15 protein-coding genes are annotated in these 23,465 nt (G+C 69.2%); 12 read left to right on the top strand and 3 right to left on the bottom strand.

The genetic code is table 11. The features are described 5' to 3' along the window. Positions 1 to 73 precede the first annotated feature (73 nt). Positions 74 to 427, top strand: coding sequence for a DivIVA domain-containing protein (locus H295_RS0118245; RefSeq protein ID WP_020136772.1), 354 nt, complete (start codon positions 74 to 76; stop codon positions 425 to 427). After that, the gene (locus tag H295_RS0118240; RefSeq protein WP_020136771.1) at positions 424 to 999 is read left to right on the top strand and encodes a DNA-3-methyladenine glycosylase I; all 576 of its coding nucleotides are present in this window, start codon (positions 424 to 426) and stop codon (positions 997 to 999) included. The genes H295_RS0118245 and H295_RS0118240 overlap by 4 nt, the downstream gene beginning before the upstream one ends. 32 nt (positions 1,000 to 1,031) lie before the next feature. On the opposite strand, the gene H295_RS0118235 is transcribed toward H295_RS0118240, so the two are convergent. Beyond that, the gene (locus H295_RS0118235) at positions 1,032 to 1,823 is read right to left on the bottom strand and encodes an enoyl-CoA hydratase/isomerase family protein (RefSeq protein ID WP_020136770.1); all 792 of its coding nucleotides are present in this window, start codon (positions 1,821 to 1,823) and stop codon (positions 1,032 to 1,034) included. 357 nt (positions 1,824 to 2,180) lie between these two features. Here H295_RS0118235 and H295_RS45530 point away from each other — a divergent pair, with 357 nt between their 5' ends. Beyond that, positions 2,181 to 2,348 (top strand): DUF3117 domain-containing protein, encoded by a 168-nt coding sequence (locus H295_RS45530; RefSeq protein WP_003966491.1) that lies wholly within the window; start codon positions 2,181 to 2,183, stop codon positions 2,346 to 2,348. A 147-nt stretch (positions 2,349 to 2,495) separates the two neighbouring features. On the opposite strand, the gene H295_RS0118225 is transcribed toward H295_RS45530, so the two are convergent. After that, positions 2,496 to 3,128, bottom strand: coding sequence for an O-methyltransferase (locus H295_RS0118225; protein WP_199788602.1), 633 nt, complete (start codon positions 3,126 to 3,128; stop codon positions 2,496 to 2,498). Positions 3,129 to 3,429: 301 nt separating this feature from the next. On the opposite strand from H295_RS0118225, the gene sigE reads away from it, so the two are divergent. From sigE to H295_RS0118200, 5 genes are all read left to right on the top strand, one after another. Then, positions 3,430 to 4,128, top strand: a complete 699-nt coding sequence (gene sigE / locus H295_RS0118220; protein WP_020136768.1) for an RNA polymerase sigma factor SigE — start codon at positions 3,430 to 3,432, stop codon at positions 4,126 to 4,128. Then, on the top strand, positions 4,125 to 5,084 hold the full coding sequence (locus H295_RS0118215; RefSeq protein ID WP_028809485.1) for an anti-sigma factor family protein: 960 nt from the start codon (positions 4,125 to 4,127) through the stop codon (positions 5,082 to 5,084). The genes sigE and H295_RS0118215 overlap by 4 nt, the downstream gene beginning before the upstream one ends. Before the next feature lie 98 nt (positions 5,085 to 5,182). Further along, entirely contained in the window at positions 5,183 to 6,790 is a 1,608-nt protein-coding gene (locus tag H295_RS0118210; protein WP_078616679.1) for a S1C family serine protease, read from the top strand. 179 nt (positions 6,791 to 6,969) lie between these two features. Further along, the gene (locus H295_RS0118205) at positions 6,970 to 7,416 is read left to right on the top strand and encodes a sec-independent translocase (RefSeq protein WP_020136765.1); all 447 of its coding nucleotides are present in this window, start codon (positions 6,970 to 6,972) and stop codon (positions 7,414 to 7,416) included. Between the two features lie 320 nt (positions 7,417 to 7,736). Then, positions 7,737 to 8,402: a hypothetical protein gene (locus H295_RS0118200; RefSeq protein WP_020136764.1), complete on the top strand. Its 666-nt coding sequence runs from the start codon at positions 7,737 to 7,739 to the stop codon at positions 8,400 to 8,402. A gap of 91 nt (positions 8,403 to 8,493) precedes the next feature. On the opposite strand, the gene H295_RS0118195 is transcribed toward H295_RS0118200, so the two are convergent. Further along, positions 8,494 to 10,416 (bottom strand): glycosyltransferase family 2 protein, encoded by a 1,923-nt coding sequence (locus tag H295_RS0118195; RefSeq protein ID WP_028809484.1) that lies wholly within the window; start codon positions 10,414 to 10,416, stop codon positions 8,494 to 8,496. A 509-nt stretch (positions 10,417 to 10,925) separates the two neighbouring features. On the opposite strand from H295_RS0118195, the gene H295_RS0118190 reads away from it, so the two are divergent. From H295_RS0118190 to H295_RS0118175, 4 genes are all read left to right on the top strand, one after another. Then, positions 10,926 to 12,482 carry an FG-GAP repeat protein gene (locus H295_RS0118190; protein ID WP_199788596.1) on the top strand — a complete coding sequence of 519 codons (1,557 nt, stop codon included), beginning with the start codon at positions 10,926 to 10,928 and terminating at the stop codon, positions 12,480 to 12,482. 35 nt (positions 12,483 to 12,517) lie between these two features. Next, on the top strand, positions 12,518 to 16,147 hold the full coding sequence (locus H295_RS0118185; RefSeq protein ID WP_020136761.1) for a LamG-like jellyroll fold domain-containing protein: 3,630 nt from the start codon (positions 12,518 to 12,520) through the stop codon (positions 16,145 to 16,147). Between the two features lie 180 nt (positions 16,148 to 16,327). Beyond that, positions 16,328 to 23,134, top strand: coding sequence for an HYD1 signature containing ADP-ribosyltransferase family protein (locus tag H295_RS0118180; RefSeq protein WP_020136760.1), 6,807 nt, complete (start codon positions 16,328 to 16,330; stop codon positions 23,132 to 23,134). Beyond that, on the top strand, positions 23,131 to 23,427 hold the full coding sequence (locus tag H295_RS0118175; protein WP_020136759.1) for a hypothetical protein: 297 nt from the start codon (positions 23,131 to 23,133) through the stop codon (positions 23,425 to 23,427). The genes H295_RS0118180 and H295_RS0118175 overlap by 4 nt, the downstream gene beginning before the upstream one ends. Positions 23,428 to 23,465: the final 38 nt, after the last annotated feature.

Raw genomic sequence — 23,465 nt, 5'->3', positions numbered from 1 at the left:
ACGATCGGACCCTGACACATTCGACGCCGGCGGCCGGCCGCCGGCAGGGACCATGGGGACCTCAGCGATGGTTATGTTCTTGTTCCTGGTCATCGCGCTCGCGGTCGTGGTCGCCGCGGTGACGCTCGCCGTGGTGGGCGGTGGCGACAGCGACGGTCCGCTGCCCGACGTCGCCCCCGAGCGGCTCCAGGACCCCCTGCCGCCCGACCGCCCGGTGGACCGCGCCGACATCGACAGCCTGCGCTTCCCGCTCGCCGCCCGCGGCTACCGCATGGCCGACGTGGACGACGCCCTCAGCCGGCTCGGCGCCGAACTCGCCGAGCGGGACGCCCGGATCGCCGACCTGGAGTCCGCGCTGGCCGGTGCCCGGGCCACCGCCCACGTGAGCATGGAGAAGCCGGACCACGGTCACGAGGAGCAGCGGTGACCGGCGCCGCCCTCGCGGGCCCGGACGGGGCGCTGCGCTGCCCCTGGGCGCTGTCCACCCCGGACTACGTGGCGTACCACGACGAGGAGTGGGGCCGCCCCGTCCACGGCGACGACGCCCTGTACGAACGCCTCAGCCTGGAGGCCTTCCAGTCCGGCCTGTCCTGGATCACCATCCTGCGCCGCCGCGAGACCTTCCGGGCGGCCTTCGCGGGCTTCGAGATCGCCAAGGTGGCGACCTTCGACGAGGCCGACCGCGAGCGCCTGCTCCTGGACCCCGGGATCATCCGCAACCGCGCCAAGGTCGACGCGACGCTGGCCAACGCGCGCGTGCTGGCGGAATGGACCCCGGGGGAGCTGGACGAGCTGATCTGGTCCCACGCCCCGGCCTCGCACCCGGTGCCGAAGACGCTCGGTGACGTCCCGGCGATCACCCCGGACTCCACGGCCCTGTCCAAGGCCCTGAAGAAGCGCGGCCTGCGTTTCGTGGGCCCCACGACGGCGTACGCCCTGATGCAGGCCTGCGGACTGGTGGACGACCACCTGGAGACGTGCGTCGTGCGAACGGGCTGAGTCCGGACGGCCCGGGTACGGGCCTCGGGTGCCTAGCGGCCCAGGTACTCGGGGGCCTGCTTGTTCACGAACGCCCGTACGGCGATCGCGTGGTCCTCGGAGGCCCCGGCCCGGGTCTGGAGCTCGTCCTCCTTGTCCAGGGTCTCCGACAGGGTGTGGGTGGCCCCGTAGGCCAGAGACTCCTTGATCGCCCCGTACGCCACCGTCGGCCCCGAGGCCAGCGCCCGCGCCACCTTCTCCGCCTCCGCGGGCAGATCGGTGGACGGCACCAGACGGTTCACGATCCCGAGGTCGTGCGCGTCCCGGGCCGACATGGTCCGCGGGAAGAGCAGCAGGTCGGCGGCGCGGCCCGGCCCCACCACCCGCGGCAGCGTCCACGAGATGCCGGAGTCCGCGGTCAGCGCCACCCCCGCGAACGACGTGTTGAAGGCCGCGGTGTCCGCCGCCACCCGGTAGTCGGCCGCGAGCGCGATCCCGAAGCCGGCGCCCGCCGCGACCCCGTTCACCCCGGCCACCACCGGCTTGGGCATCTCGGTCAGGGCGCGCACCACCGGGTTGTAGTGCTCCTTGACCGTGCTCATGACCTCCGTCGAGCCGTCGGCCAGCAGCCCGATGTGCTCCTTGAGGTCCTGGCCCACGCAGAACGCCCGCTCCCCGGCCGCGGTCAGCAGCACGGCCCGTACGGCGTCGTCCTGCGCCGCCGACTCGACCGCCTCCCGCAGAGCGACCTTCGTGGCGATGTTCAGCGCGTTCATCGCCTCGGGGCGGTTCAGCGTGATCGTCGCGAGTCCGTCGCTCACCTCGTAGAGCACGGTGTCGGTCATGGCGTTTCCCCTCCGCTGCGTCCGATGGACCGGATGTCCACAGGACAGCATGGCGGAGATCGTCGTGCGGGGACCGGAGCGGACGTGTGACCTGCGTCAAAGAAATCGGGAGCGTTCACAGCACGTCCGGATCCGCGCGGCGGCGGAGTATCGCAGCCACATCGCCGAATTGAGTGGTTTTGCTCGCGCGCGTTGCCCAAGCGATGCCGACTGATGTTGGTCATCGGGTCCCGCGATGCGGGATAATGGCCTGGAAGCAATGTGTTCGATGCCGGTGTCGCGTGTCCCACTTTGACGCGCGTGCCCTCCAGGGCCGTCGGCTTTGGCGATGAGCTGGTTTCAGGAAGGGGAACGAGCATGGCGGCCATGAAGCCGCGGACGGGCGATGGCCCGCTCGAGGTGACCAAGGAGGGGCGGGGCATCGTCATGCGCGTTCCGCTCGAAGGCGGCGGTCGGCTCGTCGTCGAGCTGACCCCTGACGAGGCCGACGCGCTCGGCGACGCCCTCAAGAAGGTCGTCGGCTGACGCGGAACGCGACCATACCCTTTCGGCTGCCCCGGCATCTCCTGAGGTGCCGGGGCAGCGGTCTGCCCGGACGGACACCCGGATGGCGGTACGGGGTGGAAGCGGCTGCTCCTGGAACCACTGCTCCTGGAACTGCTGCTCCTGTCGCTATCGCTTGACGGCGCAGAGCAGCCCGTCGCCGACCGGCAGCAGTGAGGGCATCAGCTCCTGGGTCTCGCGGACGGCCCGCAGCAGTTCCCTCAGCCGCAGCACTTCCGTGGGCTGCGGCCCCGAGTCCACCGTGCGGCCGTTGGCGAAGACGCCCTCGAAGACCACGAGGCCACCCGGACGCAACAGGCGCAACGATTCAGCGAGATAGTCCATGACCTCCTGCCGGTCGCCGTCGCAGAACACCAGGTCGTAGCCGGCGTCGGCGAGGCGGGGCAGGACGTCCAGCGCGCGGCCCGGGATGAAGCGGGCCCGGTTGCTGGCGAAGCCGCAGGCGCGGAAGGCCTGGCGGGCGAACTGCTGGTGCTCCGGCTCGGGGTCGACGGTGGTCAGCACCCCGTCGGGGCGCATGCCGTACAGCAGATGGATGCCGGAGACGCCGGTGCCGGTGCCGATCTCGGCCACCGCCTTCGCGTCCACGGAGGCCGCCAGCAACCGCAGCGCCGCGCCCGTGCCGGGCGACACCGAGCGCAGCCCCGCCTCACGGGCCCGGTCGCGGGCCCAGAGCAGCACTTCGTCCTCGGCGACGTAGGCGTCGGCGAACGCCCAGCTCGTCTGCCGGTTGGCGGTAATGGCCCTCTCCTTGCCCCGTGGTTGCCTGGGCGTGACTGTATCCGTTGGCGTCGGGAACCCGCAGATGGGACCGGGCGTTTAGAGGGGTGGAGACGCACCCGGGGGGACACAGTTGGATCACGATGACGAGCAGGCCCTCGAGCAACTGCTGACGCAGGGGACCGAGTGGTATCAGCCCAGATCAAATTCTCGTAAAACCGCTTATCCGGAGCTAACGGGCGAGGTGGCTATGGTAGGGGCTCCACTGGAGACAACCAGAGCCGACAGGGGAGGTGCGGCCGCGCCTGGGGATCGTGGGGGAGTGCTGCGGCGCTTCCTCGGATCGGCGGGCAGGCCGAAATCCGTGAACGACACCGCTGACCACAGCCACGCCGGCGACTACGCCCAGACCGCGACCTTCGCCACCGACGCGGATGGGCAGGCGTGGACTCCGCCCACCTGGGAGGAGATCGTCAGCACGCACAGCGGCCGCGTCTACCGCCTCGCGTACCGCCTCACCGGCAACCAGCACGACGCCGAGGACCTCACGCAGGAGGTCTTCGTCCGCGTCTTCCGCTCGCTGTCCACGTACACCCCGGGCACCTTCGAGGGCTGGCTGCACCGCATCACCACCAACCTCTTCCTGGACATGGTCCGCCGCAAGCAGCGCATCCGCTTCGACGCCCTCGGCGAGGACGCGGCCGAGCGACTGCCCAGCCGCGAGCCCTCGCCCCAGCAGGTCTTCAACGACGCGCACTTCGACGCGGACGTCCAGCAGGCCCTCGACACCCTTGCGCCGGAGTTCCGCGCCGCGGTCGTCCTGTGCGACATCGAGGGACTGTCGTACGAGGAGATCGCCGCGACCCTGGGCGTCAAGCTGGGCACCGTGCGCTCGCGGATCCACCGCGGCCGTTCCCAGCTGCGCAAGGCCCTCGCGCACCGCTCCCCGGAGGCCCGCGCCGAGCGCCGTTCCTTCATGGCCCGGGTCCCCGCGCTGGGGGGAGGGGGCGCGACCGCGTGAGTGGATCACTGCCCAAACCCGGCGAGGGAAGCCTCGCGGACCAGCATCTGGGAGACCGACTCGCCGCCCTGGTGGACGGCGAGCTCGGTCATGCCACGCGTGAGCGTGTCCTCGCGCATCTCGCCACCTGCGCGAAGTGCAAAGCGGAGGCCGACGCCCAGCGCCGCCTGAAGAACGTCTTCGCGGAGGCCGCCCCGCCGCCGCCCTCCGAGAGCTTCCTCGCCCGCCTCCAGGGGCTGCCCGGAGGTGATCCGGAGGACGGCGACAGCTCGCCGTTCGGCGGGGGAGGCATCGGGGGACTGTCGGGACGACCCGGCACCGGGGCCTTCGGGGTAAGACGTGGCGATCGCTTCGAGTTCGACTACGTCCCCGCACGCACGCACGCGGGGGTGCTCCCGCCCGCCGCCGGCCGGGGTTTCCGCATCCATGACGTCAGCCGCCACGACGCCGAGCGCTCCGCCTCACGCGGTATGCGGATCGCGTTCGTCGCCGCAGGGGCGGTGTCGCTCGCCGCGATCGCGCTGGGCGGCGTCACCACGGGCGTGCCGGGCGACACCGAGGCCCGCGGAGCCGGCAGCAACGTCACTCCGGCGCGCGCCCCGGGCACGGGAGCGGCGGTGCCGGAGAACCAGCGTCGGCGTGGCGTGGGCCCCCTGCTCGCGCAGGAACAGGGGCAGCGGGCACTGGGCGACACCCCCGTCGCCCCCACCGAGGCCTCCGCTCCCCTGCTGCCGGGTATCCCCGCCCAGGTCCAGCAGGCCGCGCTGCACACCCTCACGGCTCCTGTGGTCGCGGGTGCCGCCGCCATGTCCCCGCTCATACGTCCGCTCAGCGAGACCCCGCCGCTCACCCTGACCTCCCTGTCCCCCACGCCGGACCTCACCGCCACCGGCCTCCTCGCAGCACCCGTCCCCCCGAACACGTCAGCGCCGACGCCCCCCGCCTCCGCCCGCTGACCGGCGCCCTGCTCCGGGGCGCGTGAACCTGGTTGAATCCACAGAGAGGTCGACGCGCCGCGGACGCGGCCGGTCAGCTGTGGGTGTGTGGGGGGAACGTGGACCAGGGCAAGCTCACGAAGGCGAAATGGTGGAGCCGACCCCGGGGGCGGGAGGGTTTCGGGCCGGGGGAGCCTGATGCCCCGCAGGACACGCCGTGGTCTGACGCGGCGACGCCTTCCGACGGGGACTTCGAGCCGGCGGCTCCGCGGGGTTCGGCGGAGCCGGACGGGGACTTCGAGCTTGCGCCGCCGGAGGCGGTTGCCCCCGAGCCCGCTGCCAACCGTCCCGAGCCGCCGCAGGACACCGACTCCGGCTCCAACGACACCCCGCCGTACGGCGTACCGGGCCCTTGGGCGCCCGCCCCGCCGGTGCAGCACCCGGCGACCGTATCCCCGCAGGGCGGCACCTCGACACCGCCGCCGGACACCGTGCCCGCCCCGGCGGATGAAACGGCTCCCCCTCCCTCGCCGCCTTGGCAGAACTACGACCCCTGGGACCCCGCCCCCCTCCAGCAGACCGGTACCGCTGTCCCCGCACAGGACCAGGGAAGTCGGCCGACCCGGCAAGCCCTGCTGACCGGGGCCGTTCTGCTCGCGCTCGTGGCCGGCGGGGTCGGAGGGGCCGTAGGGGTGTATCTGGAGCGGAACCGGGTCGAGGGCGGTGTCGTGGAGTTGCCGCAGGCCGGGCGGGAGTCCGGTGAGCGCCCGCCGGGGACGGTCGCCGGGATCGCCGCACGGGCGCTGCCCAGCGTCGTGACCCTGCATGTGCGCGGCACGGCGGAGTCCGGCACCGGAACCGGCTTCGTGCTGGACGGTCTCGGGCACATCCTGACCAACAACCACGTCGTCGAGCCCGCCGGGTCCGACGGCGAGATATCGGTGACCTTCCCCAGCGGGGACACCGCCAAGGCCACCGTCGTGGGGCGGGACAGCGGCTACGACCTCGCCGTCGTCAAGGTGAACGGGGTCCGGGGGCTGCGGCCGCTGCCTCTCGGCAATTCCGACAACGTCCGGGTCGGCGACCCCGTCGTCGCGATCGGCGCCCCCTTCGACCTGGAGGGCACCGTCACCTCCGGCATCATCAGCGCGAAGGAACGGCCCATCACCGCCGGGGGCGAACGCGGGGACGGCAGCGACGTGTCGTACGTCGACGCCCTCCAGACCGACGCGCCCATCAACCCCGGCAACTCCGGCGGCCCCCTGCTCGACTCGCGGGCCAGGGTCGTCGGCATCAACTCCGCGATCCGTTCGGCCGGTCAGGGAGTCGGGTCCGAGAGCGACCAGGCCGGCTCCATAGGTCTGGGCTTCGCCATCCCCGTCAACCAGGCCAAGCGGGTCGCGGAAGAGCTGATCAACACCGGTCGGGCGACCCACCCCGTGATCGGTGTCACCCTCGACATGGGCTACACCGGCGACGGCGCCCGCGTGGGGACCAGGGGACGCGGTGGCGGACCCGCGGTGAGCGAGGGCGGGCCCGGTGAGAAGGCCGGGCTCAAGGCGGGTGACGTGATCACCGGGGTCGACGGCCGGCCCGTCCACTCCGGTGACGAGCTCATCGTCAGGACCCGTGCCCACCGCCCCGGTGACCTTCTCCGGCTCACCGTGGAGCGGGCCGGAAGGGAGTTCACGGTCACGCTGACCCTTGGTTCCTCGGAGGGCAGCTGACGCGCGCCGGACACTCGCCGGCCGACACGAACCTCACAGGAACCGCTGCGCATCCCACCCCACATGGCAAACATCCCGGAAAACCGTTCACTGACCCGCGCCCGGAGCCTGCGGGACAGTACCGGTCATACGGGAACGGCAGGTACCGTGGTCCTGGCCCGGACCCCAAGGAGCTTCAGGTGTTCAATGACATAGGACCGCTCGAGCTGATCACGCTCGTTGTCCTCGCCGTGCTCGTCTTCGGTCCGGACAAGCTCCCGAAGGTCATCCAGGACGTCATGCGGACCATCCGCAAGATCCGCGAGTTCTCGGAGAGCGCCAAGCAGGACATCCGCTCGGAGCTGGGCCCGGAGTTCAAGGACTTCGAGTTCGAGGACCTCAACCCCAAGACGTTCATCCGCAAGCAGCTGGACAACGACGAGCTGGGGCTCAAGGAGATCCGCAACGGCTTCGACCTGAAGAAGGAGATGGCCGAGGTCACCGACGCGGTGCACAGCACCGACACCTCGTCGTCCGCGTCCTCCTCCTCTTCGTCGTCCTCCTCCGGCGGCCGGATCGACATGTCCAAGAAGCCCGAGGAGAACGGCAAGGACGACCGTCCGCCCTTCGACGCGGACGCCACCTGAGCCGTACGCCCCACCGGACGCGGACGTCATCTCAGCCGTACGCTCCCCGTCACCGGCAGGCGCCTGCCGAGCCCTTCGGCTCGCGGGCGCCTTTCGCTGTCGTACGGCCGACACGTGACGCGTTTCATAGTGGGCCGGCACCCCTGAGGGCCTGAACCCACCCCCCGTATGCCTCGCGCGCCGGGCGGTTTCCCGGCAGCTCGGAGCGGTGTGGATATGCTGCCGAGTTGTTGTACGGGCCGTACGCGAACCAGCGACGCCGCCCGAAGGGGGGCGGGGCCGGTCCGGTCCGACGAGAGCTAGTAGGAGGCGTCCGGCACATGGAGACGACGAGCGGGACGGTCGCGCAGGCGCCGGCCGCGGAGAGCGGACAGCAGGTCCCCTCCGCCCGGCGCACGGTCGACGGCTACCTTCAGGCGCCCTTCCCCTGGTACGGCCTCGACGAGGCCTTCACGGGGCCGCGCTGGCTGATGCAGGTCGGCACCTCGGCCGACGGGGCCGTCGAGCACGGCTCGATCGGACACGGTGACGAGCCCTCCGTGAAGAACGAGGCGGGGTCCACGGGGGAGCCGAAGGAGAAGTTCGCGGTCGTGGTGACCGTCGCCGCGAACCCGTCCCGCAGGAGCGCGGACGGCACCGGGCTGCTGGAGGCCACCTCGGTCTCCTCCGCCGCCTGGCTGGCCGGGGTGGGCCTGCTGTCCTTCACCTGGCCCGGGCAGATGGACCACTCCCTGCGCGACGACTGGCTGGACCAGCAGACCGAGACGGCCTGGGTCCTGGCGGACGACCTGGAGGGATCCGACTGGTCGACCCTGTCCCTGCCGGTGGACGGCGTGCCCACGCCCTTCCACTACCGGGAGTCGGAGTTCGGCTGGGTCCTCGCGGGCTCCACCCAGGAGGGGGTGCACGTGGGGGCGTACGGGAGAGGCATGAGCGCGTACGGACTCGGGTTCGCGATGATCAAGGACATCTCGGCGTACGAGTAGAAGTCTCGGCGTACGAGTAGAAGGACGAAACGAAGGGGCACCGCGACCGGGCGGTGCCCCACATCCGTCCTGGACGGCGATGTTGTCGGTCTTAACGGCCCAGTCGCCGCCGTACCCGCCGGACCTGGCGGTTGTCGGCGACCGCGTCGAGCAGTCGACGGCCGGCGCCGGTCTCGTGCGCCGGGCCCTCCAGCCGCAGCAGGGCGCCGTCCCGGACGACGGCGTACGCGACCGGGGCGTCGCTCTTCGGGAACCTGACCGGGTGACGCCCGGCCGGAAGCTTGAGGCGGCCGGGGAGCCGCAGCTCAGCCGTCGTCCCCGCGATCAACTCGGCGTCCACCGTCAACGCGGCCACGGTGACCTTGACGCGGGCCGGAGCGCTCTCCGCGCTCGCCGCCACGTACGGCAACGGCAACGTCCGCTCACCGCGTGCGGTGTTCGCCGCGGCGGCACCGGCCGTGTCGGAACCGAGCCTGCGCTGACGCTGGTCCACGTCGAGGGCGAGCTGACCGCTGCCGGTCCAGTACGGCAGCGCGAGCCGCCCGCCGGTCAGCGCCGGGTCCGCGGCCGGGGCGCCCGGCGTGCCGTCGCCGGTCAGGCGGACCATCCGGTCGATGCCCAGCAGCTGGACGAAGGCCCACACGTCGTGCACACCGCGCTCCAACGGCCGCCCGCCCGCGAGCCGTTCGGGGTCCAGGCCGAGCCGTCCGGAGGCGACGAGCCGCGACCGTCCCTCACCGGCGGGCTCGAGCCGCACCTCCAGGTCTCCCTCCGGGTACCACCAGTCCTCCCGGTCCCGGTCCTTGACGACCAGTTCGGCGTACGCCAGCCGGAACGGGTCGCGGACCTCCCAGCCGTCCCCGGTCCCCGGCACCCCGGCCAGCAGCTCGGGGTCCAGCCACCGCTTGCCGTCCCGCTCGACGAGCACCAGCGGCTCACCGTCCCCGCGGAGCAGCTCCAGCGTGACGTCGGCGACTAGCCGCCCGTCCGCCCACCGCAACTCGCCCACGGTGCTGCGGGCCTTGACCTCACGCACCCGCTCGGCGAGCGCCACGGCCCCGTCGAAGTCCCCGGCCTCCAGCAGCTCGGCCCGCAGCCGCGACACGACGGGCAGGCCCTCGCGTACGGCCGGGGGGAACTCCTCCAGGGCCAGCCGCCGAGCCGCGTCGAACCGCTCCCGCTGCTGGGCGGGGTCTTCACGGAGGATCTCGGGCTCGCGGGCTCGGGAGAGGATCTCGACGTGGTAGTTGCGGTGCAGAAGGCGGTTCTGGAGGGCGTCGAGATCGTTCGAGGCCTCGGTGCCGTCCTTGATCTGGCGGACGATGGTGCGGACGTTGTCCCAGAACCCGAACCGGGGGCTGAAGCGGTGCTGGGTGTTGTTGCCGCCGTCGTCCCGCTTCATCCAGTAGTAGCAGGGGTAATCGGTGAGGACGGAGATCCGTTCCGCCTTCAGGTAGGCGGCGCCGACGAAGAACATGTCCTCGAAGAACCACGGCCCCTCGGGGAACTGGAGCCCGTGCTTCTCGACGAAGGCCCGCCGGAACATCTTGTGCGGCGTCATGCTCTGCATGAGCTCGTCGTTCTCGATCGTGCAGGCGTCCACGGTGTGCCGGAACAGACGTCTGGGCCGCACCATCGTGCTGGACATCTTGCCGAGCACCACGTCGGCGTCATTGCGCTTCGCGTGCTCGTACAGCCGCTCCAGGGCCTCCGGGCCGAGGGTGTCGTCGTGGTCGACGAACTGGATGTACTCGCCCTTCGCGTGCCGCATGCCCAGGTTGCGCGGCGCTCCGGGCCAGCCGGAGTTGGGCCGGGTGTGCACCTGGACGTTCGGATGCCGGTCCGCGAGCTTCTCCACCCGTGCCAGTGTGTCGTCCGTCGACCCGTCGTCGACGTAGATGACCTCGTACTCGTCGGCGGGCAGACTCTGCCCCAGCAGCGACGGCGCGCACTCGTCGACGTACTTCCCGGTGTTGTAGACGGGGACCACGACGCTGACTTTGACTCTCGGCATTCCACGGACCCTACCTGCCCGCGCAGGCGCTGGTGAGTCCTTCACCGAGTGAAAGAGCGGATGCGGAAAGCCGAGAAATGCACCGAGGTGATCAACAAGCGGTTACACAACACCCTCGGAAAAACGCGGTGCGTGAAATGACCGGCAGCGGTGAGAGTGAATTTCTGACCGTTGCCCCCGGTTCTCGATCGGCTCCCGCGCAGCTTGCTTGAGCTATGAACATATCACGACCTCTCTGCGCCCTATGCGTGAGGATTCAGTGAAGCAACGGCCGGATTGAGAGCCTGGAGATACTCTGATGCGGCTTTTGTTCCGCTTCTGAGTCAACCGTCCGCTTCCAGTCGATTGCAGCACGTAAGCAAAGATCGTCACATCCTGTGTGATTATTGTGGGCGCTCGTTTTCCGTTAAGCCTTGACGCTCTTTATCTGGCTCGTATTTAGTTTCCTCTTACGTCATTCATAGGGTGGTCTTACGTGACCTGCCCAAAGGGGAAACAAGGGGTGGAGTGTGCGCACGCGTACACATCTGGCCGGGGGGCTGGCCGTATCGGTCGGCTTGTTCCTGGCCGTCACGGGGGGCGTGACGTTGACCTCGCCACAGGCGGCGGCAGCCACGTGCACGGCGGGAACGTCGAGCGACTTCAACGGCGACGGAGTGGGCGACCGAGTGATCGCAGACCCCGAGGCCACAGTGAGCGGCGCCAAGCGGGCGGGGCTCGTGCGCGTGGTGCTCGGTGGCGGCAAGGGAGTCTCGGAGATATCCCAAGCCACGGCAGGCATGTCGGCCGTACCCGAGGCCGGTGACGGCTTCGGTACTTCCTACGCTGCCTACGACGCCGACGGCGACGGATGCAGCGACCTCGTGATCGGAACGCCGTACGAGGACGTGGTGAAGGACGGGGTCAATCTCGTCGACGCCGGAGCGATCTACGTCGTCCACGGCACACCCACCGGCATCGGTACCGGCTCCACGATCGACGGATACACCCAGGCCGGCCTCGACTCCGCCACCACGACCGAGGCGTACGACTGGTTCGGTTATGCGCTGAAGGCGGGCACCACCGCGAACAGCGTGCCGTACCTGGTCGTCGGTGTACCCGGTGAGGGCGTCACCTCAGGCGGCACCACCTACACCGACGCGGGCTGCATCGAGTACATCCAGGGGAGCACCAAGGTCTCCCTGAGCCAGAACTCCCCCGGAGTTCCGGGCGACGCCGAGGCGAACGACCGCTTCGGCTACTCGCTCTCCGGCACCAACCGTTACTTCGCCGTCGGGTCCCCGGGGGAGAGCGCCGGTGACCTCGAGTTCGCCGGTGGAGTCGCCGTCTTCAACCACACCCTCTCCGGCGGCATGCCGACGCCACTCGTGGGCCTCGGGCAGGACAGCACCGGGATCGGCGGGGGGTCTGAGGCCGGAGACGGCTTCGGAACCTCGATCTCTTTGACCGGCTACCGGCCGAGCGATCAGACGTACAACTCCGACGCGCTCCTTGCCGTGGGCATCCCGGGTGAGGACATCGGCACCACGAAAGATGCAGGGGGCGTCCTGGTGCTCCGCATCCAGCCGTCCGGCGCGTACACCCAGATAGCTGCCTTCGACAACAGCCTCCCGGGCATGGAGGGCGGCGGTGCGTTGGCCGGCGATTTCATGGGACAGCGTGTGGCCATCGTCAACACCGACTCCAGTGTCGTGACTGCCTCGGCCAACGTGCGCCTCGCCGTCGGTGAGCCCGGCAGGGACAAAGCGGCCAAGGACGCGGGTGGCGTCCACATCTTCCGCCCGCTTGACGCGAATCTCACCACGAACGACAAGCTCCTCACCCGGGGCTCAGGGCTTCCCGGCACTGCGACGGACCGTGACTACACGGGCGTCGCAGTAGTGGCCGGAACCTCCTATCTCTACGTGGGGGTGCCCTACAGCAAGGAGACGGCCACCTCCAAGGGTGTGCTCTACATCCTGCCCTGGACGGACGTCGACGGCACGACCAGCACGGGCACCACCACGAACAAGCCGGGATCCGACGGTCTGCCCGACGCGGGCTCGGTGTTCGGGGTGATCGGGTGAACGGCGGATCGAGAAGCAGAAAGCACGACACGATGATGACCCGCACAAGACGCCCCCTCATCGCCGCCGCCACCATCGCGGCCCTCCTCACCCCCGGCCTCGGCATCCTCCCCGCCCCCGCCGCCGAGCAGACCCCCTCCGAGGCGAGCGCCTCGCGGGACGGCGGGGCGTCCCTCTCCCCGTCCGACGCCCAGGCCAAGGCCAGGAAGTCCGGCAAGGCGGTCGAGATCCAGACGCTGCGCGACGAACGCAGCACCACCGTCGCCAACCCCGACGGCACCTTCACGACCAAGCAGTACGTCCAGCCCGTCCGCACGCGCAAGGACGGCAAGTGGACGGACATCGACACAACTCTGGTCAAGCAGAAGAACGGCACTCTCGCGCCGAAGGCCACGACCACCGCGATGTCCTTCTCCGGCGGCGGTGACACGACCTTCGCCCAGATCGAGAAGGACGGCCACGGGCTCTCCCTCGACTGGCCGACGAAGCTCCCCAAGCCGAAGATCGACGGCTCGACGGCCACCTACGCCGACGTCCTGGACGGCGTCGACCTCAAGGTCACCGCCAGTGCGGAGGGCTTCTCGCACATCCTGGTCGTCAAGGACGCCGAGGCGGCCGCCAACCCGGAACTGGCCCGGCTCGAACTCCCCGTCGGCACCGACTCCGTGAACCTCACCCAGGACGCGGACGGCGGCCTCACCGCCGGCGACCCCGGTGCGGGCGGAGCCGTCTTCGAGGCACCGCAGCCGCTGATGTGGGACTCCGCGCACGCCGACGCCTCGACGGACGGCGCGGACACCGAGTCCGGCGCAGCGGACACGGACGCCGTCACCCCGCCCGACGGCGCCCAGGTCGCCGACGTCGGCCTCGACGTCTCGGACGACACGGTCACCCTCACGCCCGACCGCGAGCTGCTCACCGACAAGGACACCGTCTACCCGGTCTACATCGACCCCGTGGTCAAGACCGCCAGCCGCACCGGCTGGGCCATGGTGTCCTCGTACTGGTCGCAGAACTCGTACTGGAAGTTCGACGACGACGAGGGTGTGGGCCGCTGCCCCACCGACGTCTCGGTCCGCTGCGCCAGTTCCACCGACGTCAAGCGGCAGTTCTTCGCTCTCCCCACCGGGTCGTTCGAGGGCAAGGACATCGTCAGCGCCGAGTTCGCGGTCACCCTGGTCTTCACCTACAGCTCGTCCGCCCGCGAGGTGCAGCTGGCCCGGGTGAACAGCACCGGCGCCAGCGCGATCAACTCCAAGACGAACTGGGCCAACCAGCCGGGATCCAAGGCGACCGTCGACACCAAGTCGCCCACGGCCAATGCCGGATCATGCACCTCCACCAACCAGAACGCCGTTTTCAACGCCAAGAGCGCCGTGCAGACCGCGGCCGACAAGGGCTGGGACACCACCACGTTCCGGCTGAAGGCGGGCAGCGAGTCCGACACCTCGTACTGGAAGCGGTTCTGCGGCAACGCCTTCCTGTCGGTGAAGTACAACCGCCCGCCGCTGGAGCCGGCCCAGTCCGACCTCAACATGAAGCCCGGCGGCAGCTGCGAGTACGGCAAGGCGACCGAGCACTACGTCACCAAGGCACCCCGCGTCTCCGCCGTGATCAGGGACTACGACCACGGTGACACCGGCGCCAACTCCGAGACGCTGCAAGCCCAGTTCAAGGTCTGGTGGACCTCCGGCAGCACCACGGTCACCCACTATGCGACGACCGCCAAGAAGACCACGGTGGACTCCAGCTGGAGCGACCAGACCGGCGTGGCGACCTTCTTCTACACCATCGGGGAGGACATCTCGGGCGACGGCGAGGCCGGATTCAGCATTCCGCCGGACGTCACCGTCGCCTGGGCGGTCCGCGGTTACGACCAGGAGTCGTACGGTGCATGGTCGACAGAGGCCGACCAGACCCGCTGCGAGTTCATTTACGACACCACCAAGCCCGGGTCGGCGGTGATCACCTCGGCCGAGTACCCGGACGACGACGCCTGGCATGCGGGAGTCGGCGACTACGGCAGCTTCACCATGGACTCGCCGGCTCCCGACGTGACGCAGTACCGCTACTACTTCACCGGTCCGAACGCCAACAGCGCTCAGAAGACGGCGACGGCCGCCTCCGCCGGCGGGCCGGCGACCATTCGGTGGATGCCGCCCAGCGAAGGGCCGTACACCCTGCACGTGACCTCGGTGGACGGCGCGGGCAACGCGCAGAAGACCCCCACCGTCCATGTCTTCCAGGTCAGCGACGGGCGCGCCCCTGTCGCCGCCTGGACCCTCGGTGACGCCAAGGGCTCCACCAAGGCGGACGGCAGCGGCAGCACCCCCGATGCGACGGCCGGCTCCGGGGTGACGTTCGGAAACACGGGCCCGCTCGGCTCCACCGACACCGCGGCCACGTTCGACGGCAGCGACAACGCCTACCTCGACGCGGGCAAGGCCGCCGTCGACACCGGCTCCACCTTCTCCGTGAGCGCCTGGGTGAAACTGCCCGCGATCCCCACCGAGAACATGACCGTGGTGAGCCAGGACGGCACCGCCAAGCCCGGTTTCGAGCTCGGCTACGACGTGGACAGCGCCTCCTGGACCTTCCGCATCCCGATCAGCGACATGGAGTCCCTCGGCAGCTGGAAGGTGTCCGGGGCCACCGCCGTCGTCGGCAGCTGGACGCACCTCATCGGGGTCTACGACGACGAGCTCGGCAAGCTGATGCTCTACGTCAACGGCGTCCTCGTCGCCGACGACGTCCAGGCCCGGCACACCGTCTGGACCTCCTCCGGCGCCGTGCAGATCGGTCGCAGGCTGGATCTCGACGGCTACACGGCCCCCCTCAAGGGCAGCGTCGCCGACGTCAAGCTCCACGACCGGGTGGTCCCGCCCGCCGAAGGCCAGGAACTCGGCGGCATCCAGCCGCACCAGCTCGCCTACTGGCAGCTGGACTCGGCGCCCGCCGGAGTCTCCCCGGAGACCGGCGGCGGCACCGGGCTGACCCTCGGCGGGAGTGCCTCGATCTACACGATCCCGGACGACTCCTGCGATCCCGAGGCCGATCCCGACTGTGCGGACAAGCCGCCCGCCGAGCCGCTGCGGGGCGACGGGCACCTGGCTCTCGACGGTCTGTCCGGATACGCCACCCGCGCGGCCGCAGGGCCGCTCACCTCACAGGACAGCTTCACCCTCACCGCCCGCGCCCGGCTCGCCGCGGCGAACCCGACGACGGACCAGACGGTGCTCTCGCTGTCCGGCGCCAACGGCACCGCCATCAAGGTCAAGTACTCGGTGCCCGACACCCGCTATCAGCTCGTGGTGACCAACGGCGACACGGCGGCTCCGGTGACCACCACCGCGCTCGACAAGGGCAAGGCCCCGAACGCCACGGGCGAGGGCGACCATCTCGCCCTGGTCTACAACGCCGTCTTCGGCGACGTGCTCCTCTACGTCAACGGCGTCGCCACCGTGGACGTCGCCTGGGACAACTCCTGGGACTTCAGCACCACGAACCTCCAGGTCGGCCGCGCGCTGACCGGAAAGACGGCGGGCGAGTACTTCTCCGGTGCCGTGGACGAGGTGCGGATGTACCAGGGGCCGCTGGACGCCTCACTGGTGTCCCTCGTGGCCGGTCTGCCCGGTGGTTCCAGCGTCGAGGAGAACGCGGCGTAACCAACTCCGTGTGTGGGCGGGCGGCTTCATTGCCGCCCGCCCGTCTCGACGTGCGCTCCGCCCCCCCGACATACGCACCACACCCTCCATTCCCCCTACAAGCTAGGAGAGTTGATGTCCTCGCCTCCCTGGTTCCGGTCCTCACGACCGGCCTGGCGAAGCGGTCGCAGACGGGCCGCGATGGTCCTCGGCCTCGCGCTGTCCATAGGGCTGCTCCCGCAGTACGCCCCCACCGCCACCGCGGACAGCGGACTGACCCGCCCCAAGTCGCAGACCGACCTCGACGACCCGGTGCGCGGCAGGAACGCCACTCCCGAGACGTTCAAGAAGACGGACCAGGCCGAGAAGGCCGCGGTCAGGAAGACGCAGAAGGCGCACTGGCCGGGAGCCGGCAGCGCTGAGGTAAAGCTCAGCGGCAAGGCGGCCCAGGCCAAGGGGCTGCCCCTCACCGCGAAGGCGGCCGGCGGTACCAAGGGTGCCGACTCCGTCCGCCTGGAAGTGCTCGGTCGCAAGGCCACCGAGGCGGCCGGGGTGGACGGCATGCTGTTCACCGTCGCCCGCACCGACGGCGGCGGAACCGCCGGACCGGCCCGGATCGCCCTGGACTACTCGGACTTCGCCGACGCCTTCGGCGGTTCCTACGGCTCCCGGCTGCGGCTGGCCACCTATCCCTCCTGTGTCCTGACCACGCCGGAGAAGAAGGCCTGCTCGACCCCGACGTATCTGAAGACGGCCAACGACGAGGCCGGGCAGACGCTGACCGCGACCGTGCAGGCGGCGCGTGACACCTCCGGCCCCGCCACCCAGCTCCTCACGGCCGGCGCCGCCGCCTCCTCGGCCACGGTCGTGGCGGCCACCGCCGGCGACAGCGGCGACGGCGGTTCCTACAAGGCGACCAGCCTGGCGCAGTCCTCGCAGTGGGGCGTCGACACCAGCTCCGGCGCCTTCACGTGGTCGTACCCGATGACCACCCCGCCGGTCCCCGGCGGCCTCCAGCCGACCGTCGGCCTGAGCTACAACTCCCAGTCCATCGACGGCCAGACGGCGACGACCAACAACCAGGGCTCCTGGATCGGCCAGGGTTTCTCCTACGAACCCGGCTACATCGAGCGCAGCTACAAGTCCTGCGCCGACGACGGTCACGCCGACAACAACGGCGACCAGTGCTGGGCGTTCGACAACGCCACGATCTCGCTCACCGGTGGCAGTTCCGGGCGGCTCGTCAAGGACAAGAGCGGCGAGTGGCGGATCAGCTCCGACGACAACTCCAAGGTCGAGCACCTGACCGGCACCACCAACGGTGACGACAACGGCGAGTACTGGAAGATCACCACCGCCGACGGCACCCAGTACTGGTTCGGCCTCAACCGGCTGACCGGCTACGCGAGCGGCAACGAGGAGACCGGCTCCACCTGGACCGTCCCCGTCTACGGTGACGACAGCGGCGAGCCCTGCTACAACGCGACCTTCGCCAACGCGTACTGCACCCAGGCCTGGCGCTGGAACCTCGACTACGTCGTGGACCCGCACGGGAACGCGCTGTCGTACTTCTACGGCACGGAGACCAACTACTACACGCAGGGCCTGAAGACCACGGAGAACGGCAAGCCGTACATCCGCGGCGGCTACCTCAAGCGCATCGACTACGGTCAGCGCGACAAGCAGGTGTACTCCACCAAGCCGGCCGCACAGGTCGTCTTCACCACGGCCGAGCGCTGCGTGGGCTCCCTGACCGACTGCTCCGCGAGTGCCCTCACCGACGCCACGGCCGCCGACTGGCCCGACGTCCCCTGGGACCAGAACTGCAAGGCGAACACCAAGTGCCCCGGGCAGAACTCGCCCACCTTCTGGACCCGCAAGAAGCTCACCAAGATCACCACGCAGATCCGCACCGGCGACTCGGCCTACACCCCGGTCGACGAGTGGAAACTGACCCACCTCTTCACCGACAACGGTGACGCCTCGAAGTCCCTGTGGCTGAACAAGATCGACCACACGGGCAAGGTCGGCACCGACGCCTCGGTTCCCTCCGTGGAGCTCAACGGCACCAAGCTCCCCAACCGGGTCGACGAGACCGGCGACAACCTCCTTCCCTTCTACCGGTACCGGCTGTCGAGCGTCCTCAACGAGAGCGGTGGCGCGCTCAGCGTCAACTACGCCGACAACCAGTGCACGCCGGGCAACGTCCCGGCCGAGGACTCCTCCGTCAAGCGCTGCTTCCCGGTGAAGTGGAATCCGCCGGGCGTCACCGACCCGATCACCGACTGGTTCCACAAGTACGTCGTCGGCTCGGTCGTCCAGACCGACCTGACCGGGGACAACGCCGACCAGGTCACCTCGTACACCTACGTCGGTGACGCGGGCTGGCGCAAGACGCCGGCCGACGGCATCTCCAAGTCCGAGTACCGCACCTGGAGCGACTGGCGCGGCTACGGCAAGGTCCAGGTCGTCACCTCGGCCGGCACCAACTCCGCGTCCAACACCAAGACCGAGCACGTCTACTTCCGCGGTCTCGACGGTGACGTCAACAAGGCCGGCGCCACCCGGTCCGCGAAGGTCACCGACTCCACCGGCGGCTCCTACGACGACTCCGACTGGAAGGCCGGACTGGAGCTCGAGACGCTCACCTACAACGGTGATGTCGTCACCGAGAAGTCGGTGACGGTTCCCTGGACCGCGGTGACCGCGACCGAGGTCCAGGACTGGGCCACCTACCAGGCCCGCTATGTCGCGACCGGTTCGGTGGACACGTACACGGCTCTCGCGGCGGGCGGCTGGCGTCACATCAAGTCGTCCACGACGTACGACGGTTCGACCGGGCGCGCCAAGATGGTCGACGACGACGGTGAGGTCGGTGTCGCGGACAACCAGTGCACCCGCACCGAGTACGCCGACAGTGCGAGCGCACACATCTACTCGCTCGTCTCGCGCGTCGAGAAGGTCGCCGTCGACTGTGCCTCGACCCCCAACCGGGCCAGGGACGTCATCTCCGACGACCTGACGTACTACGACGGTTCGGCGACGCTGGGCGCGGCGCCGACCAAGGGCGACCCGACGACGACCAAGCGGCTCCAGTCGCACAACGGCACCACGGCGACGTACCAGACGACCGCGGTGACCTCCTACGACGACTACGGCCGCCCGAAGGTGGTCAAGGACGCGGAGACGGCGTCGTCGCCGACGCTGTACACGTCCTCGACCGTGTACACGGACACCTACGGCCTGGCGACGAAGGCCGTCGTCACCAACGTCGACGGCTGGACGACCTCGACCGAATACGCCCCGGCCTGGGGGCAGCCCACGGCCAAGGTCGACCAGAACGGCCTGCGCACGGACCTCGCCTACGACGGTTTCGGCCGTCTGGTCTCGGTGTGGATGCCGGACCGCCCCAAGGCGAACAGCTTCACCCCGTCCATCAAGTACGAGTACCTGATCCGCGGCGACGACGGCCCGGCCGCCGTCCACACCCAGAAGATCGAGAACGACGGGACGACGTACGGCAGTGAATGGTCGCTGTACGACGGCTGGTTGAGGCCCAGGCAGGAGCAGACCGAGGGCGAGGGCGGCCGCATGGTCGCCGACACGCTGTACGACGGCTCGGGTCGCGTCACGCAGGTGAACGACACCTACTTCACCACCCAGGCCCCGTCCTCCACCCTGTTCGATCCGGTCGACGCCGACCTGGACGCCCAGACGGTGACGACGTACGACGGCGCGGGCCGCACCACGGCGTCGATCTTCAAGGTCCAGGGCACGGAGAAGTACCGCACGACGTACACGTACGGCGGCGACCGTGTCACGACCACTCCGCCCAAGGGCGGGGTCAGGACGACGGCGGTCAAGGACGGCCGGGACCGTACGACGACCCAGATCCAGTACCCGACGGACGGCGCGGCCGTCACCACGTCCTACGGTTACAACGCGGCCGGTCAGCTCACGAGCGTGACCGACGACAAGGGCAACAACTGGAAGTACACCTATGACCAGTTGGGCCGGAAGGAGACTGCCTCCGACCCCGACGCGGGCGCGTCCTCGTACACCTGGGACCTGCTGGACCGTCAGACGTCGGTCACGGTCAACGGCGACAAGACCTCCACGGTCTACGACGAGTTGGGCCGGGTGGCCTCCACCTGGCAGGGCGAGCCGACCACCGGCACCAAGCTGTCGGTGTCGAAGTACGACACGGTCTACAAGGGCGAGCTGTACGGCGTCTACACCTACAAGGACGGCGCGGTCTACTCGTCGGTGACCTATCCGACCCTCGACGTCGACAACGACTACCTGCCCCTGTCGACCAAGTACTACCTGTCCAAGACGGCCGAGCCGCAGCTGGGCGGGACGTACGAGTTCGGGGCCGGATACAACGACGACGGCACGCTCAACCACCAGACCCTGCCGGCGGTGGCCGACCTCTCCGGTGAGTCGGTGGCGAACGTCTACGACGCCCTGCGGCGCCCCGTGGGCCTCAACACCTCCCTCGGCGGCCTGAGTTACGTCACGGACGCGTCGTACTCCCCGACGTCGAACCTGGAGACCCTGGAGCTGTCCACCGGCGGGTCGACGGCGAAGAAGACCTGGATCAACAACTACTACGAGGCAGGCACCAACCGCCTGACCAACTCCTCGGTCCGCGTCGAGGGCGCGTCGGCCGTCGCCTACGACGCCGACTACACCTACGACGCCGCCGGCGACATCCTCTCGATCGCGGACACGCCGTCGGGCGGCACGAGTGACGTGCAGTGCTTCGTGTACGACGGTCTCGGCCGGGTCTCCTCGGCATGGACGTCGTCGGTGGCGTCGAACGGCGCGAAGGGCACGGGCGGCACGGACACCTCCTGCGCGTCGGGTGCCTCGGCGTCGACCGTCGGGGGAGTGGCCCCGTACTGGACGGACTACGGCTACGACACCCTCGGCAACCGCACCGGCGAGACCCGGCACGGCCTGAACGGCACGGCGACGTCGACCCGCACCTACAAGTACGGCGAGACGGGCTCCGGCCCGAACGGTGCCGCGTCCGGTCCGCACACGGTGTCGTCGGTGACGCAGCAGACCGCGGCGACGAGCACGACTCCGCAGGTGACGTCCCGGGACACCTACGTCTACGACGCCTCGGGCAACACCAACAAGCGCGTCCTGGACGGCGACACCCAGTCGCTGACCTGGGACAAGCAGGGTGAGCTGACGCAGGTCACGAACGCGGACGCGTCGGTGACGACGTACAAGTACGACGCCTCGGGTGCCCGTATCCTCCGTGACACGCCGACCGAGAAGACGTTCTACCTCCCCGGCACGGAGCTCCACTACGACAAGTCCACCGCCAAGGTCACGGCGACCCGGTACTACACCTTCGCCGGCACGACGGTCGCGATGCGGGAGGCGGACGGCGTCCACTTCCTCGCCTCGGACCACCAGGGCACGGCGGAACTGGCGGTCGACGCGAAGACGGGTTCTGTGACCCGCCGCCGCATGGACGCGTTCGGCAACGCGCGGGACGAGTCGACGTCATCGGGGTCCGGCTGGGTCAACGACAAGGGGTTCGTGGGCGGTACGGTCCAGAAGTCCACGGGCCTGACGACTCTCGGTGCCCGCGAGTACGACTCCGACACCGGCCGTTTCATCTCCGCCGACCCGATCATCGACTACACCGACCCCCAGCAGATCAACGGTTACGCCTACGCCAACAACAGCCCGGTCTCGAACAGTGATGCGTCGGGCCTGCGACTGGCCGACTGCGTCGGCGGCTGGAACGAGTGCGGTCCGGGTCCGAAGAAGCACTCGGGTGCGGTCGACAGCGACGGTGACGGCAGGGCGGACAAGAGCGCCGGCAACAGCACCTACACGGAGGCCCAGGCCAAGGCCGACATCGCCCGCGACGCGGAGGACTCCGCGAAGCAGAAGGCGATAGCGATCGCCAAGGAACTCGGCAAGATCGCAGCCGACGAACTGGGCATCACGGACGCCCTGGACTGCTTCACGACAGGAAACCTGGCGGCCTGCGGCAACACGGCCCTGAACGTGGTCTCGTCCTTCCTGGGCGGTGGGCCACTGGCGAAGCTGGCGAAGAAGTACCTGTTCCGCTGGGACAAGGCTGCGGCCTTGGGGAAGCGGATCTGGGGTCTGGGCAAGGACCTGCTGGACACTTTCCAGGATTGGCGGAAGAGCAGAAAGGCAGCGAAGGCTGCCGAGGACGCCGCGGAGTGCGTGGTCAAGAAGCCGAACAGCTTCACACCCGGCACCCTCGTCCTGATGGCCGATGGCACGACCAAGAAGATCGAGGACGTCGACATCGGCGACGAGGTCCTGGCCACGGACCCGAAGACTGGAGAGACCAAGCCCGAGACTGTCACCGCCGAGATCACTGGCAAGGGCCTCAAGCACCTGGTCAAGGTCACGATCGACGTCGACGGGGACAAGGGCGACAAGACGGCCTCGGTGACGGCGACCGACAAACACCCGTTCTGGGTTCCCGAGCTCGGCGAGTGGCTTAACGCCACGGACCTCATGGCCGGCAACTGGTTGCGTACCAGTCAGGGCACCAAAGTGCGGATCGCCTCGGTTCAGCGCTGGACGGCTCTCGACTCTACGGTTCGCAACCTCACGGTCAATGAGCTTCACACGTATTACGTGGTGCTCGGAGCCACTCCCATTCTTGTCCACAACTGTCCCACGGGTGGTGACGAAGCCGCCGAAGAGATGGTTCGGATGCGGCACTACACCAATGCCCGAGGGAAGGCGGGAATCAAGCAGAGCGGGATCATACGAGCAAGCGACCAGAACAAGGTCTTCATGGTTCCTGCCAAGGGGAAGCCGTGGAGTCCTCGTGACGCCGAGGCCAAACTGGGAATCGGGCGCGGTCGCGGAAACCACGTTCTCGAATTCGACGTCCCGGCTGGGCGAGTGCGGTCAAGATATAATGCAACCATGGGAATTACGGAATGGGTCGCAGATGGTGATATCGCAGTCACGAATATTAGGGTAGTCAGGTGACCGGCGTGCCCGGCGTGCCCGGCGTGCCCCAGAGCGTCGCAGTGGATTTGGAGAAATTCACTGACCTTTTTCGGGATCTGGAGGAGTACGTGGTCTCAATGGACCGGGTGCTGTCACGCATCGGATCCGGGGCGGATCCCCGCATTCTCCTTGAGTACGTGGTGGAGTACAATCTCCCCGCCCGTCTGGCGCGGGCCCGTGAATTTGTGGGCGATTCTTTGGAAGAAGTAATCGGGCCCGATGCCTTGGAAGGAATCGCTGAGCAGGTCGACGCATACCGTGAGCGGGATTGATCGGTCGCTCGCAATAATTTAGTGACGTCGAGCACTCG

Origin of the sequence: Streptomyces sp. 351MFTsu5.1, assembly GCF_000383655.1 — a bacterium.
Lineage (GTDB): Bacteria > Actinomycetota > Actinomycetes > Streptomycetales > Streptomycetaceae > Streptomyces > Streptomyces griseorubiginosus.
Note: the sequence above shows the minus strand (reverse complement) of the source record. Positions and strands in the feature narration are given on the sequence as shown.

Excerpts from the sequence above, each read along its gene's own strand:
- H295_RS0118245 (WP_020136772.1), top strand. The coding sequence starts at position 74 with ATGTTCTTGTTCCTGGTCATCGCGCTCGCGGTCGTGGTCGCCGCGGTG.
- H295_RS0118235 (WP_020136770.1), bottom strand. The coding sequence starts at position 1,823 with ATGACCGACACCGTGCTCTACGAGGTGAGCGACGGACTCGCGACGATC.
- H295_RS45530 (WP_003966491.1), top strand. The coding sequence starts at position 2,181 with ATGGCGGCCATGAAGCCGCGGACGGGCGATGGCCCGCTCGAGGTGACC.
- H295_RS0118200 (WP_020136764.1), top strand. The coding sequence starts at position 7,737 with ATGGAGACGACGAGCGGGACGGTCGCGCAGGCGCCGGCCGCGGAGAGC.
- H295_RS0118195 (WP_028809484.1), bottom strand. The coding sequence starts at position 10,416 with ATGCCGAGAGTCAAAGTCAGCGTCGTGGTCCCCGTCTACAACACCGGG.
- H295_RS0118185 (WP_020136761.1), top strand. The coding sequence starts at position 12,518 with ATGACCCGCACAAGACGCCCCCTCATCGCCGCCGCCACCATCGCGGCC.
- H295_RS0118180 (WP_020136760.1), top strand. The coding sequence starts at position 16,328 with ATGGTCCTCGGCCTCGCGCTGTCCATAGGGCTGCTCCCGCAGTACGCC.